This window comes from Clostridium pascui, from assembly GCF_016908015.1.
Taxonomy (GTDB): Bacteria; Bacillota; Clostridia; order Clostridiales; family Clostridiaceae; genus Clostridium_AK; species Clostridium_AK pascui.
In genome coordinates, this window is sequence record NZ_JAFBDB010000008.1 from 128626 (window position 1) to 144957 (window position 16332).

Consider the following 16332-nt stretch of genomic DNA (forward strand, 5'->3'; position numbering starts at 1 on the left):
AATTTTTAGTTTTCTATTACATTTGGAACCTTTATATACTCCTCTAATCTTTCTGGAGCATTGTTCATTACATCTTCTATATTCATAGATTCCTCTACTTCGTCTTCTCTAAATTTGTTTTCGATATAGCATGGATTAACTATTATATCAGTGTCATCTGTATTAAGCTCATTTAACTTTTCCATATAATTTAAAACGTTATTCAAATCCACAAGAAGACCTTCTTTTTCCTCTTCTGTAAGCTCTATTCTAGCGAGTTCAGCTACATATTCCACATCTTTTTTAGAAACAGCCATTTACATTCCCTCTCTTTCTACATTAAATTTTTTTAAACTCTTATATTGTATCATAAAAAATACAAATTATATACCATATAACATTTTAAGCCAACCCTATATACATTATATACAGGGTCGGCCTAAATTATTGTACATTCATAAATATAAAAAATATACTTCCTGCAGCAAAAAATATACATATTAAAGGGTATACTTTATTTGTTAATCCACCCTTAAAATCTATAAGTTTTATGCTCCATATTATCATTGTAAAGAAAATACACCATTGTAAAGTATAATAGCCATAAAAATACTTTATGTAAACAAATTGATAAGTTGTTAGTATCGTAAGTATTAATGCTAGAGTAGTTATTAAAACAAGTCCCCATCCTAGCACATCTACTGTTTTCCTCATTTTATTCTCCTCCAGTTTCTCTCATATACCTTTTCTTTTACACCTGCTCTTTGATAAGTTTTTCAAATTCTTCTTCATTAAGTATGTTTATTCCAAGTTCCACAGCCTTATCATATTTTGATCCTGCATCTTCACCTGCAATCACATAGTCTGTTTTTTTACTGACACTGCCAGATACCTTTGCGCCTAAAACTTCTAGTTTTTCCTTTATTTCATTTCTGCTATATTTTTTTAGGGCTCCCGTAACTACTACTGTTTTATTTGCAAATACACTATCCTCTATTACTTCCAAATTATCTGATATAGGTTGTATTCCAAGGCTCAATAATTCCTCAATGCTCTTTATTATTTTCTCTTGATTAAAAAAATCTATTACACTTTTTGCAACTATGTCCCCTATATCTTGTACGGATATAAGTTCCTCAAAGTTTGCATCAATTATTTTTTTTAAGCTTTTAAATTTTTTCACTAAATCCTTTGCAGTCTTTTTCCCTACATTAGGAATACCTAGTGAGTATATAAATGAAGATAATTCTGGTTTCTTGCTTTTTTCTAATGCATTTAGTATGTTTTGAGCCTTCTTCTCTCCAAACTTATCTAAAGTGAGTAATTCCTCTTTAGTAATTCTATATAAATCAGCAATTGATTTTATATTAAGTTTTTCAAAAAATTGCTCTGCAGTTTTTTCACTAAAACCTTCTATATTCATTCCTTCACGACTTGCGAAATGAACTATGCTCTTTACCATTTGAGGCTTACAAGATAATGTGTTCTCACAAAAATAATGTACACCTTCCTGTATAAGCTCACTGCCGCAATATGGGCACTCATTTGGCGGCTCTATTTCCTTCCCATTAGATAAAGTTTCTTCCACAACCCCCATTATTTCAGGTATTACGTCATTAGATCTTCTAATAAATACATCACAACCTATTTTAACACCTTTTCTTTTTATATCATCCATATTATTTAATGTGGCTCTTTTTATAGTGGCTCCTGCAAGTTCTACGGGTTTTAATAGCGCCGTAGGAGTTACTCTTCCACTTCTGCCTACGTTCCACTCCACATCTAATAATGTAGTCGAAGCCTCTTCTGCTTCAAATTTATAAGCTATTGACCATTTAGGAAATTTAATAGTGTATCCTAAAACTTCTCTTGTTTTAATATCATCAATTGCAATAACTATTCCATCTATGTCATAATTCAAATCATTTCTAACACTTTCTATGTAAGCTATTTCTTCTTGAATTTCATCTATGTTTTTACAAGTCTTCATATAATCATCCATAGGAAGTCCCATTTCTTTTATAAAATTCATCATTTCAGTATAGCTTTCAAAAGGCTTTCCCTCATTATATCCCACATCATAGAAAAAAGCCGAAAGATTTCTTCTAGCAGTTTCCCTTATGTCTAAGTTTCTTAATGCTCCCGCTGCTCCATTTCTTAAATTTTTTAATGGAGTTGAAGCTTCTTTATTATATTCGTCAAAAGCATCCTTAGTCATTATAGCTTCTCCATGAACTTCAATCAAGCTATAGTTATCTATTTTTAATGGTAATGTTTTGATAGTCTTAGCCTGCATTGTTATATCTTCCCCAACTTCACCATTACCTCTAGTTGCAGCTTTAGATAACACTCCAAGCTCATCATAAGTGCAATTTATGCTGAGTCCATCAAATTTTTTTGTTATTATATAGGTAAGCTCTGGAAGCCTTTCCTCATGAATTGAATTATAATCATTTACTGCCTTAATATTTTTGTTGTGCCAATCCTTTAATTCTTGAATGCTTTGAGCTTTATCAAGACTCCAAAGTCTTGCCTTATGAGTATATTTTTGAAATTGAGTTAACACCACATCTCCAACCCTTTGAGTTGGAGAATATGGTAATATGTGTCCTGTTTCTTTTTCTAATACTTTTAGTTTATCATATTTTTTATCATATTCTTTATCGGATATAGAAGGATTATCTAATACATAATATTCATAAGCATATCTATTAAGTTCCTCTATAAGTTCTTCTATTTCCCTTTTCTTTAGTTCAAGACTTCCCATGCCTTAGCCCTCCTCTAAACCGCCTCTAAAGGAGCTACACTTAACATCAATATTTTAACTCCCATTCTATCAAATGCAATTGTTAGTTTTACATCCTCTCCACTTTTAACTGCACTTACTATAGTTCCTATTCCGAATTTACCATGTCTTACCTTTTTCCCAGGAGTTGCATCAAATTGAGTTAACTTATTACTATTACTTTCAGCAGCAGCTTCCCTTTGAACATTTTGTCTAGTTATATTAGTATTTACTTGACTATTATTTCTATTTATATAATTATTACTTTCGTTCATATGTCTATTAAATGAATTACGTGGGCTTATATCCTCTTTTAAATTTAAAGGTATTTCCCTTATGAAATCCGATTCTGGATAGTTTACAAATCTTCCAAATACCCTTCTTGAAGATGCTGAAGTAATATAAAGCCTTTCCTTAGCTCTTGTAATTCCTACATAGCAAAGTCTCCTGGATTCCTCCATTTCTGCTGGATTACTTATGGATTGAGCTCCTGGAAATATCCCATTTTCCATCCCTGCCATAAATACTACATCGAATTCTAATCCCTTAGCGCTATGCACTGTCATAAGTACTATAGCATCTACATCTTCACTATAGTTATCCACATCAGATACTAGCGTCACTTGCTCTAAAAAGGCGGATAAACTCTTGTCATCAGATCCACTTTCAAAATCCACTGCAGCAGAAACTAATTCCTTTAAATTTTCAAGTCTAGTTAAATCTTCTATATCGTTAGATTTTTGAAGTTCATCAATATATCCTGTAGTTTGTAAAATTTCTTGAATAAGCTTTGATACAGATACTTCATCCTTTTTTCTTATAAAGCTATTTATTAGCCCTACAAATTTATTTATAGAAGATACCGCTCTAGCTGAAAGTCCAATATTTTCTGCATCTAAAAGCACACTATACATACATTCATCCATATCTATTGCAAATTCTTGGAGCTTATCAACAGTACTATCTCCAATACCTCTTTTAGGTACATTTATTATTCTTTTTAAACTTATATCGTCTAATGGATTATTTATAAGCCTTAAATATCCCATTATATCTTTAATTTCTTTTCTATCATAAAATCTAAGTCCACCTACTATTTTATAAGGTATTTGGTTTCTCATAAAAACTTCTTCAAATATACGAGATTGAGCATTAGTTCTATAAAGAATGGACATTTGATTATAGCTTTTATTTTCAGCATCCCTTATTTTCTTTATTTCGCTGCATATGAATTGAGCTTCATCTATATCAGAACTTGCTCTATATACCTTTATATTTTCTCCCATAATACTTTCATTATAGGGTCTAAGAGCCTTATTTTTTCTTTCACTATTATTTTTTATAACTCCATTAGCCGCATATAATATATTTGGAGTTGATCTATAGTTTTGTTCTAGTTTTACAACCTTTGCCTCAGGATAATCTTTCTCAAAATCTAGTATATTTCTTATGTCGGCACCTCTCCAAGCATATATACATTGATCATCATCACCTACAACGCATATATTTCTATGAGCTGCTGCAAGTAGTTTCGTAAGCTCATACTGGCATTTATTCGTATCTTGATACTCATCTACCATTATATATTTAAATTTTCTTTGATAAAACTCTAAAACATCTGGATTCTTTCTAAACAGCTCAACAGTTTTGTATATCAAATCATCAAAATCCAATGCATTATTGCTCTTTAATTTCTTTTGATATAAAAGGTATACATCTGCTATTTTATTAGTTCTATAATTACCTTCATTTTCCCTTTTAAATTGCTCTGGAGATATAAGATTATCCTTTTGTTCTCCTATTTTATTTATAATTTGTTTCTCATCTATATCCTTATCGTTTATATTTAGTTCCTTAATACACTCTTTCATAAGCGTCTTTTGATCGTAGCTATCGTATATAGCAAAGTTTTTATTGTATCCAAGTTTCTCTATTTCTCTTCTAAGTATTTTTACACATGTAGAGTGAAAAGTGGATATCCACATATTTTCTGCTTCATTTCCAACTATATTTTTTACTCTTTCCTTCATTTCCTTAGCTGCTTTATTTGTAAATGTAATAGCGAGAATTTGTGAAGGATAGACATCTAAATTTTTTATTAAATTTGCAATTCTATATGTAAGTACTCTTGTTTTCCCAGAACCTGCCCCTGCTAAGATAAGTAGTGGGCCATCTACAGTCGATGCTGCCTCATACTGTTCCTTATTAAGTAACTTTCTTAAATCCATATAACTCACTCCCAAATTTGCTTTATTAATTTCTAGTTCGTTTTATATTATAACATTTTACTAGGCATTTAATCATACCTATTTTGAATTTCTACTGTCCAATTTTTAGCTGCAATAAAAAAAGCCAGCCTTCGCTGACCTTTTACAAAGTAACCCTTTACATAAATGCAAATTTTACGTTTTAACTATCACCAAATTTTAGTGCTGCTGCACACATTGATTTTATTCCAATAGGTATAACCCCTTCATCGCAAATAAAATTAGGATTGTGCAGCACGCAGGAATTTTTATTTAAATCAGATCTGCATCCTGCCCACATAAATGTACAAGGGATATACTTATTAAAAAAAGCAAAATCCTCTGCTCCTGTGGCCGGTCTTTCAGGTATCAATACATTTTCCTCTCCTATGGCCTCTCTAAGTCCTTCTATAATATTCTTTGTAAGTTTTACATCATTATGGGTAAGTGGGTATCCTAGTACATATTTAAATTCATAATCACATCCTAAAGCTTCACATATATTTTTTATTACGTTTTCAATTCTTCCAGGTATCATACTAGCTACCTCTTGTGCGAAAGTCCTTACAGTCCCTTCCATTTCTACACCATCTGGTATTACATTATATCTGTACCCGCCTCTTATAACCCCAAGTGTCACCACTGCACTATCTAGTGGATTTACATTTCTGCTTACTATGGTTTGAAGCGCCGTAATGACATGTGCTGCTGCAACTATAGCGTCTGCTCCTTGATGGGGCGCTGAGCCATGGGCACTTTTCCCTTTAATCTTTATGAATATTCTATCAGATTGAGCCATCATGACTCCAGTTTTTAATGCTACCTTTCCCACTGGAATATCCCATATATGAAGTGCTACTGCCGCATCTACTTTAGGATTTTCAAGCACCCCCTGCTCTATCATATAATTTGCACCACCTGTTGGATTGCATTCCTCCGCAGGCTGAAATACAAATTTTATATTCCCTCTTATTTCATCTTTCATTTGAGATAGCACCTTAGCTGCTCCTATCAAAATTGAAGTATGAACATCATGTCCACAAGCATGCATCACTCCCGGAACCTCTGATTTAAATAAAATATCTGTCTGTTCATCTATAGGAAGTGCATCCATATCAGCTCTTAAAAGAATTGTCTTTCCATTTTCCTTCCCTCTTAAAAGCGCTACCACTCCTGTTTTTCCTACTCCTGTTTCAACTTCAAGTCCCAATCCCTCCAAACTCTTCTCTACTATCTTAGCGGTTTTATGCTCATTCATACCAAGTTCAGGATATTTATGAATTTCTCTTCTTATGTTAATTATATCTTGAGTAATATCTTCAATCATAGAATCAAGCTGCAAACTCATCCTAGAACTTGTATCTAAATTTATCATATATAATCCCCCCATTATAATAATACCTATTTCCAATTTATCAATCTCAAGTCTTAAATCCCTAACTCCTAATTATCAAATTAGAAATTAGGGATTATAAAACTTTTAATATCTTTGTGTTAATTGTTAATTATCGACTAAAGATTAATAAAACTTGTGTTTGAAATTTATTACTTAACACTTACCCCAGGTCCTATTGGTAATCCAAGTGCATACCATACCATTATAAATACAATCCATACACCTAGCATTATCAAGCTATAAGGTATAGCTGTTGATAAAACCGTACCCACTCCTGCCTCTTCATCATATTCATTTACAAAACCTAATACAATTGGAAAGTATGGGAATAGTGGTGATATTATATTAGTGGTTGAATCACCTATTCTATAAAATAACTGTGTTAATGCTGGATGATAGCCAAGCATATAAAACATTGGCACAAATATTGGTGCAAGTAATGCCCATTTTGCTGAACCACTACCTATAAATAAATTTATAAATGCAGTAAGTAGAATAAATAATATAAATAATGGAACACCTGTTAAATTAGCTGCCTTTAATGCATTGGCTCCATTTACAGCTAAAATATACCCCAAGTTACTCCAGTTAAAGTAAGCTATAAATTGTCCTATAACAAATACAAGTACAATATAAGATGCCATGTCTTTTATAGCTACAGCCATATATTTAGGAATGTCTCCAGAAGTCTTTATTTTTCCTACTTCTCTTCCATATATTACAGAAACTATCACAAATAAGAATAATAGTAGTGGAATGATTGAATTTAAAAATGGTGATGGGATAATTCCATGAGTTTTAGGATTTCTTAACAATCCGTTTTTAGGAACTACTGCAATAGCTACTATAGCTATATATATAAGCGCTACAACTCCAGCTTTCTTAAGGCCTCTTTTTTCTTCAGGTGTTGAAGGTTTATTTTCAACTTGTTTCTTTCCAGTATATTTTCCAAGTCTTGGTTCTACAATCTTTTCTGTAACTACAGTACATATAATTGCCAGTAAAAAAGTTGATATAAACATGAAATACCAGTTATCTACAGGTGTTACAGATATATTTTTATTTACCAAATGAACTGCTTCTGTAGAAATCCCTGCAAGTAGAGCATCTGTACCAGCTACAATTAAGTTTGCACTAAATCCTGCTGTAGTGGCAGCATACCCAAGGGCAATACCTGCTATCGGATGCCTTCCCATGGATGCGAATATAACTCCAGCTATAGGTGGAATTATTACAATAGCTGCATCGGATGCAATATTTCCACATATACCAATTACTGCAACTGCAAATGTTATTACTTTAGGAGAAGCTCCCATTATGGTCTCTTTCATAAAAGTTCCCATAAAACCTACATGCTCTGCCATTCCAATACCGAGTGTCATAGTAAGAACAAGGCCAAGTGGTGCAAATCCTGTAAAGTTTTTAATCATGCTTTCCAGCATAAACACTATGCCTTCTCTTGATAAGAGATTTTTTGCAACAACAGGTTTATTAGTTACAGGGTCAGTCACTTGAACACCCGTCATTCCACAGATTACAGATATCACCCATATCAATACAATAAGACCTATGAATAGCATAAATGGGTGAGGTATCTTATTTCCTACTCTTTCCACCCAACCTAGAAATCCCCCCGTTTTTTGAACGGTTTTTACATTTTTATTAGTCTCCATAATTCCCCTCCTAACACAATTAAAAATTTATTGATTAAAGTTCAACAAACAATATTAATAAATAACTAATTCCCCTCCTTTTCATAAAGTTTTAAGACAGCCATCATATAAACTTTTACAGCCACTTTTAAAACCTCTTCATTAAAATCAAATCCATTATTATGATGATCCGCTGTCCTTTCTGTGCCAAACATTAAATAAACAGCCTTCCCCTTGTTTTGTTGAACCCTATTCATCATGTAAGTTGCATCTTCTGAGCCAGATAAACTTGTATATTCTACTGTATCAGTTATATCAGGAACTTCATTTGACGCTTCCTTTACTAATAAAGATAATTCCTTGTCGCTATATCCACTTTCTGCCTTCCCTGCTAAAGTAACCTCACAGGTTACGTCATACATATTTGCAGCACTTTCAAGTATCTTTATTGCTCTTTGTGTAATATAGTCATTTATTTCAGTTGTTTCCCCCCTAGTTTCTATTTTCATTTCTGCTCTATCTGGCACTACATTTCTTCCTGTTCCTGCTTTTAAAACTCCTACATTTATTCTCGCTGTACCATTCCCATGCTGACATAAAGTATGCAAGTTCAATGCCGCTGTGGCTGCTGCAAGCAGTGCATTTTTCCCCTTTTCAGGGGTAGCTCCAGCATGACTTGATCTTCCTTTATAATGCACATCAAGCTTTGTTGTGGATAAAAATCCCCCTGTATTTACAACAAGTTCTCCTAATTTTCCAGACTTAAATCCTATATGGCCAGTAAATAAATAATTAACATCATTAAAAATCCCTTTATTAACCATAGAATAAGCTCCTCTAGTGCCTTCTTCTGCTGGTTGAAATACAAATAAAATTTTTCCCTTTAATTGTTCCTTTATGTTATTCATTACTTTTGCCAGCACTAATCCTATAGCTGCATGTCCATCATGACCGCAAGCATGCATATTACCTTTGTTTATTGAAACAAATCCTTCATTTATAGGTCTATGAGTTATATCCTCACTTTCTATTCCATCTAAAGAGTCTATATCAAATCTAAATGCAATAGTTGTCCCCGGTTTTTTTGTATCTAATATTCCAACTACTCCAGTTGCTCCGTTTTTCATTAGACTTAAATACTTCTCTTTTGCTCCTTGTGAAAGCGCTCTCTTCTTGTATTCTTCTAAGACTTCTCTACCTGGAACTCCCATCATAGAGTCTATATCTATAACTTCTTCCCCTATTTTTACTTCTAATCCAATCGCTTCTAGGTACTCTGCTATTTTGGATGTAGTTCTAAACTCAGTCCACCCACTTTCTGCATACTTATGAAAATCTCTTCTTAAACTTATCAATTCGTCTAAAGATAAATCTATATTTTTGAATAAATCATTTTTTAAATCCTTCATTTTCATCAACCCCTTTTAGCACTTTAATACATATATATATTCTGCTATATTTCATTAATTCCTTCCATATTTTTGAAATTTTCTTATAACTTATATATTTTCATGCTTATCTATTAACTTTTACATTTTTTTAATATTTTTCAAAATTTGCTCAAGATGCAAAGCAGTTTTTAGGAATAAAAATAAGGTGCTAGATGCTAAGAATTATACAAAATTTTCACACATGAAAATTCTATAATTCCTAGCTCCTAGCACCTTACTTCTTAAGTCTAAAGACTAATTCTCATTATTAAGATTCTTCTTTTTCTTCAAGTCTTTTTAATACTATTCTATATCCTTCGCTTCCATAATTTAAGCATCTATTTACTCTACTTATAGTTGCAGTACTTGCTCCCGTTGCCGCTGATATATCTTGATAAGTTCTCTTTTCTTTTAGCATCTTTGCTACTTGTAATCTTTGACTAAGAACTTGTATTTCATTTATAGTACAAATGTCATCGAATAATCTATAACACTCTTCCCTAGTCTCTAAAGTTAAAATTGCATCACATAAAAAATCCATTTCCTTACTTTCAACTTTTGAACTAAAATTTCCCATGATTTTCAGCTCCTTATTCATAATTAAGATATTTCTCTTATGTAATTTATAAAAATTCATAATTTCGATATAAATTAACATATCCCACTTTATTTAATTCGTTTTCTCTATTATAGCACATATATTATAATTTTTATCGTTTACATTGTATAATTTGTAAAAATCTTTGTTGCAGTTTATTGTTTTACAAAAAAAATAAAACAACCCATTGGGGCATGGGTTGTTTTTTAATAAATAAAAGGGGGCTATTCATTCTTTTATTTATTCTTGCATAACTAATTATATAAGAATACCAATTTAAATTCAAGTGATATTTGAAAATTTGATTTTAAAATTTTTATTAAATGAAATAAAAACCTTCAATTTTTATATATCTTTGAGTGTTTCTAATTCTTCTTCTGTGAGTTCTCTATATTCTCCTTCCATAAGTTCATTATCTAAAGATAAATTCCCAAATTTAACCCTCTTCAAATAAACTACTTCTTTTTCCCTAGCTTGAAACATTCTTTTTACTTGATGGAATTTTCCTTCTTGTATGGTTATATAAACCTTAGAGCCATTTTCATCTGCCTCTACTATTTCAAGTTTTGCAGGAAGACATTTATAGTCATCATCTAAAACTACACCCTTTTTAAAAGCCTCAATATCCGTCTCATTTACCTCTTTGTCTATTTCAGCATAATACACCTTATCTACATGCCACTTAGGAGAAATTAACTTATGATTTAAATCTCCATCATTTGTAATAAGCAGTAATCCTACAGTATCTTTATCTAACCTTCCTACTGGGAATGGCTTAAATACCTGATAATCTATATCTAATAAATCTATTACCGTTTCATCACGATTATCAAAGGTGGCTGAAATAACTCCATCAGGCTTATTCATCATAAGATATATGTACTTTCTATATAAAAGTTCCTCTCCATTTACCTTTACAATGCTTTTTTCTGGATCTATACTAATTGAGGAGTCCTTAACTACTTCTCCATCTACTTCTACTCTCCCGCTTTTTACTAATGCTTTTACTTCTTTTCTACTTCCAAATCCTAAGTTAGCAAGTACTTTATCTAATCTTTCCACTATTTTTCCTCCCTTGTTTTTAAATACAAAATTAATATACCATTTCTTATATATATTTTACCACTACTTTCTTTTACAATTCTTTAAAACAAAAAGAAGTTTGCTTTAGGCAAACTTCTCCCTATATTATAAACTCTAAATTGTTATTTAAATCCTAGTAATTACTTTCCGTAGTTTTTCATAACATATTGTATAAACTCTCTGGATTCATAAGGTAGCTTATGTATATCTTCTTTGCTCTTTACCCCTAACTTTTCTACAGTACCTGTTCCAGCACTATATCCTGCTAAAGCTAATTCTTTACTATTTCCATAGGTATCTAAAAGAGTCTTGAGAAGTTTTGTCCCACCCATAACATTGTCTTCTATATCATAAGGATTCTCAACTCCCATAGCTTTGGCTGTTCCTGGCATCAGCTGCATTAATCCCATTGCACCCGCTGAAGATGTTACATTGGGTTTAAATCTTGATTCGTGATAGATGATTGTATTTATAAGATCCTTATCTATACCATATTTTTTAGAAGCCTTCTCTACAGCTTCTTCTATTCTTGCATCGTTACTTTCCATACTAGAACTTATGTCTTTTATAGCCGCTGTAACTCTTTCTTGTCCCCCATATCCAAGACTTTGCGTTTGATCTTCTGTAAGTCCTAGATTAGAAAAATCTATATTGCCATTTGAATCCATCATAGCCTCAGTTAGACTTTGCATTACTATTTCAAAAGCTGGAGAATCTCCCATGGTCTCTTTAAACATTTGAGTCATAAGCTGCATTTGATAAAATTGCTCTATTCTTTTATTGTCGTCTATTTTCATTTTCATATCACCTCTAAATAATAAATTCTAAAATATCATAATCTTCATAAGCACACTTTCTATAGCTGCTTTTACACAAAGCAAGTATCCTATACTTTCCCTTTTTAAAAGGAACAAAGCTATAATAATTTTTTTTGCTATAATTTTGAACCTTAAACCATTCCTCTTCTTCCATCAAATAAAATTCATATATAGCATCCTTTCCACCCTCATTCTCTACAGTAACTATAATAGGCTTATTAATTTCTATTTGACTATCACTACATTTTATAGTTGTATTAGTAATTGGTAAAGCCTGATGAACTGGTATCCTAGCTTCTTTTTTATTATCAAATTCCTTATTACTTAATTTATTTTTAACGTATATTTCCACCACATACATGCCACTGTGTGGGGCAATAAAATAATATTCTATACTTTCTACATAATCTGTTTCTTCAATTTTACGACCATTTATTTTCAAAACATACTTAAATAATAAGTCTTTTGTATTTATTGATATTATATTAAGTTTTATAGTATCACCAGCAACATAATACTCATTTAGTGGCATCAAAATATAATCTATATTTGATGGAAAAAAGTCATAGGAATTTATATATATAATTTTATGACTATCATATTCCTTTAAAGAATATTTATCTTTTACCATTACTTCTATTTCAAACTTACCTTCTTCTTGTGGTATGAACTTTATAAAATTGCAGCTTCCATAATCTATTCTTCCTCTTTCTTGCCCTTCTTTTCTTATTATAAAGCTATATCTTAAAGTAGAACTACCAGAAGCATTTACCTCTATTATAACTTCTTCATGCTTTAATATCTCATTTCCCTTGTCTATAATAACATTCTCTATTTTTATAGGGAGCTTAACCTTTTCATCAACTGTAAAGTAAAACTCCTCTTTTTGTTCATACTCACCATCAAAAGATGAATCCTTTACCCATAATATAACCTTATATTCCCCTGGCTTTTCTAGCTTCCAAGTATAATTATTTAGTCTTATGTAACCTGAATCAACACTAGTATTTCCCTCTATGATATACCTATAAAGGAGTTCACGCCCTCCAGTAACTATTGCTTGAAGCTCAATTTCTGTTTCAACTCGCTGTGGGCTCATTTTATTTGCAGTAAAGCTATTTATTTCAATATCCTTATAGGGACGTATGCTAAAATTTATTATAGCTCTGTCATCATATTCCTTGGGGGAATACATATCCTTTACCATACACATTAGCCTGTAATCTCCTGGGACTTCTTCAACATATGCTACCACTTTTTTAGTAGAATAATCTTGTATACACTTAAATTCTCTATCTTTAGATATCTTTATAAACTTATAAAGTATTACTCTATCCTTGTCTCCATCAGTATCTACTTCAAATAATAACTCTTTGTTGCATATCCTCTCTCCAGTTATACATCTGAAATTTCTTATTTCTATTTTTTTTAATGGAAGCACGTTAAACTCTACTCTTGCAAAATCATTATATTGCTTAAGAGAATTAATCTCTTTACATTCCACTAATATTTCATGCTTACCAGGATTTTTTATTGTGCATTCTAAAAAGTTATCTAAAGTATAATCCTTTATAATTTGCCAATTAAATTCTTCCTTTAACCAGTACCTATACATAATATTATCTTTATTTGACGTAGCATCTATTTTTATTTTTTCCCCAACTTTTATTTCATCTTTATTTATTTTAAGAGAATCTATTATTTTTTCTTGTGATTTACCTATTATAAAGTCACTTCTTGACAGATATTCAAAAGGCTTTGTACTATCTTTTACTTTAGCTTGTACCATTATCGTGTACTTTCCATCTTCTTTTGGTACCCATTTTATATTATTTTTATAATCAAAATCTCTTAATACTTCCCATATTCCATTACATCCCACAAAAAATTTATATAATAAATTATCGTTATCAGATACTTCCGCCTTTATAATTATTTCTTCTTCCCTCTCTCGGGGACTTTCTACACTAAAGGTGATGGAAATCTCATTCATAATTCACAACCCCCATTTAAACTCTTCCTATTTTATATTATACTATAAGTACCATATTCTGTAATGTGTTTTTTATTTACATATGGATAATTTGGAAAAATATTTGATTTTATCCTAAATTAGTACATCTGAATGACCCGAGATACTTTCTTGTAAATTAGGGGGTGTATTTTATGAGATTATATAACGCTGAACTAGTATCATTTGATACTATAAAACTTAAGGCCGACAATTGCTCTATAGATAAGTTACCCAAGCTAAAAATACGCAATGGCCTTAAAACTTTACGTGTAAACGCGTATTATTTAAATAAGAATATGTTACAAATAACTTTAAATGGATTTATTAATATAAAAGAAAAAAGTGAGCTAATATTAGGTAAAAATAAAGTTTCCATAAATTATTATCCTCTATATAAATCAGATGAATTTAATAAATTATACTATTATGACGGTAAACTTGGATATACTTATACTCCACAAGAAACCTCATTTTCCTTGTGGTCTCCCGTTGCTTTAGGTATAAACATTTTAATTTACGATTCTGGAGAACCTAGTTTAGAAGAAAAACCCCGTAGAGTAAAAATGGAAGAGTATGAAAATGGAGTTTGGAAATGCAGCATTCACGAAAACTTAGATGGGCATTTTTACACTTATGAAATAAATATAGAAGGAATAGTAAGGGAAGTTATAGATCCTTATACTCCAGCAGTTGGTATAAACGGTTTAAGAGGCGCTATAATAAACTTAAATAAATCTAATCCTAAAAACTTTGAAAAAGACTGCCCTTTGAAACTAAGCTCTCCTACAGATGCCATAATTTATGAACTAAGTATAAGAGATATTTCTACTCATCCTAATAGTGGAATAATAAATAGAGCTAAATTTTTAGGATTATCAGAAGATAATACTTATTCTGATAGTAACATAAGCACAGGCCTTGCTCATATTAAAGAGCTTGGAATTACCCATGCGCAACTTATGCCAATTTTTGATTTTAGTCACATAAATTCTAATGAAAAAAACCCATTGCTTTATAATTGGGGATATAATCCTGAAAATTACAACTCAGTTGAAGGTATATATGCTACAGATCCCTATAATCCTTATTGCAGAATAAAAGAGCTTAAGACATTAATATGTACCTTACACGCAAACAATATAGGTGTAAATATGGATGTAGTATATAACCATGTTTTTAGTGCTCCTAAAAGTAATTTTGAAAATATATTCCCTAAATACTACTTTAGGTATAACGAAGATGGCTCCTTAAGCAATGGAAGCGGATGTGGCAATGATATAGCATCGGAAAATCCCATGGTAAAAAAATTCATAATTGATTCGGTAAAATTTTGGGCTAAGGAATATCATCTAGATGGATTTAGATTCGACTTAATGGGTATTCATGATGTAGATACCATGAATATTATAAGAGAGGAATTATATAAGATAAATCCTTACACTGTTATATATGGAGAAGGATGGAACTTAAACACTTTCTTGCCTGAAGAAAACAAAGCTACTCAGAAAAATTATTATAAAATGCCTTCTATTGGCCATTTTAATGATTTTGTAAGAGATGTCATTAAAGGTTCTACCTTTATACCTACGGATATTGGCTATGCTTCTGGGAAAGAAAACATGGAAAATAATATAAAAGTTTGTGTTTCTGGTTCTATAAATTATAATGGACATATAAAAGGAATGTTTCAAAGTCCAATTAATACTATAAATTATGTATCTGCTCATGATAATCATACCTTATGGGATAAAATAGAAATAAGTTGTAGAGATAAAGACTTTGAAGAAAGAAAGTATATACATAAATTATGCAATGCTATAATTTTAACCTCTCAGGGTATTTCTTTTCTTCATAGTGGCGTAGAATTCTGTAGAACAAAAAATATGGATGAAAACAGCTATAAATCACCAGATATAATAAATTGGATGGATTGGGATAGAAAAGGAAAGTTCATTGATGTCAATAACTATTACAAGGGACTAATTAAGCTTAGAAAGGAACATCCTGCATTTAAAATGAATAATGCAGATGAAATCAGAAGGCATCTGTTTTTTTTAGAAAACACTCCTCAAAATGTTGTAGCCTTTGTTTTAAAAGATCATGCAAGAGGTGATATTTGGTCAGACATACTTGTAATCTATAATCCAAATAAAAGTACAATTGAAATTGACATTCCTGAAGGAACTTGGAATGTAGTTGTAAACAGGGATATTTCCGGAACGGATGTCTTAGGAACTATATCAGGAAAGAGTTTACTCGTAGAACCTATAAGCGCTACCGTGTTATATAAAGACTAGTAGGCAGGTACTAGGTGCTAGGAATTGGTGAAAT

General features: G+C 31.3%; 12 protein-coding genes. 1 reads left to right on the plus strand and 11 read right to left on the minus strand.

Annotated elements, in window-relative coordinates:
- Positions 1-5: 5 nt before the first annotated feature.
- The 11 genes from gatC to JOC70_RS16900 form a co-directional block, all read right to left on the minus strand.
- Positions 6-296 carry an Asp-tRNA(Asn)/Glu-tRNA(Gln) amidotransferase subunit GatC gene (gatC, locus tag JOC70_RS16850; protein WP_204600046.1) on the minus strand — a complete coding sequence of 97 codons (291 nt, stop codon included), beginning with the start codon at positions 294-296 and terminating at the stop codon, positions 6-8.
- 127 nt (positions 297-423) lie between these two features.
- Positions 424-693, minus strand: a complete 270-nt coding sequence (locus JOC70_RS16855; protein WP_204600047.1) for a hypothetical protein — start codon at positions 691-693, stop codon at positions 424-426.
- 37 nt (positions 694-730) lie between these two features.
- On the minus strand, positions 731-2746 hold the full coding sequence (gene ligA / locus JOC70_RS16860) for an NAD-dependent DNA ligase LigA (RefSeq protein ID WP_204600048.1): 2016 nt from the start codon (positions 2744-2746) through the stop codon (positions 731-733).
- Positions 2747-2760: 14 nt separating this feature from the next.
- The gene (gene pcrA / locus JOC70_RS16865; RefSeq protein ID WP_204600049.1) at positions 2761-4992 is read right to left on the minus strand and encodes a DNA helicase PcrA; all 2232 of its coding nucleotides are present in this window, start codon (positions 4990-4992) and stop codon (positions 2761-2763) included.
- 181 nt (positions 4993-5173) lie between these two features.
- Entirely contained in the window at positions 5174-6385 is a 1212-nt protein-coding gene (locus tag JOC70_RS16870; protein WP_243429173.1) for a M20 metallopeptidase family protein, read from the minus strand.
- 170 nt (positions 6386-6555) lie between these two features.
- On the minus strand, positions 6556-8079 hold the full coding sequence (locus JOC70_RS16875) for an AbgT family transporter (protein ID WP_204600050.1): 1524 nt from the start codon (positions 8077-8079) through the stop codon (positions 6556-6558).
- A gap of 65 nt (positions 8080-8144) precedes the next feature.
- Positions 8145-9467 (minus strand): amidohydrolase, encoded by a 1323-nt coding sequence (locus JOC70_RS16880; protein WP_204600051.1) that lies wholly within the window; start codon positions 9465-9467, stop codon positions 8145-8147.
- 289 nt (positions 9468-9756) lie between these two features.
- A complete protein-coding gene (locus JOC70_RS16885; RefSeq protein ID WP_204600052.1) occupies positions 9757-10065 on the minus strand; it encodes a YerC/YecD family TrpR-related protein in 309 nt (102 codons plus the stop codon).
- 366 nt (positions 10066-10431) lie between these two features.
- A complete protein-coding gene (locus tag JOC70_RS16890) occupies positions 10432-11148 on the minus strand; it encodes a pseudouridine synthase (RefSeq protein ID WP_204600053.1) in 717 nt (238 codons plus the stop codon).
- 161 nt (positions 11149-11309) lie between these two features.
- Positions 11310-11966: a lytic transglycosylase domain-containing protein gene (locus tag JOC70_RS16895; protein WP_204600054.1), complete on the minus strand. Its 657-nt coding sequence runs from the start codon at positions 11964-11966 to the stop codon at positions 11310-11312.
- A 13-nt stretch (positions 11967-11979) separates the two neighbouring features.
- Positions 11980-13980: a triple tyrosine motif-containing protein gene (locus JOC70_RS16900; RefSeq protein ID WP_204600055.1), complete on the minus strand. Its 2001-nt coding sequence runs from the start codon at positions 13978-13980 to the stop codon at positions 11980-11982.
- A 173-nt stretch (positions 13981-14153) separates the two neighbouring features.
- Here JOC70_RS16900 and pulA point away from each other — a divergent pair, with 173 nt between their 5' ends.
- Positions 14154-16298, plus strand: coding sequence for a type I pullulanase (pulA, locus tag JOC70_RS16905; RefSeq protein ID WP_204600056.1), 2145 nt, complete (start codon positions 14154-14156; stop codon positions 16296-16298).
- The last annotated feature ends 34 nt before the right edge of the window (positions 16299-16332 follow it).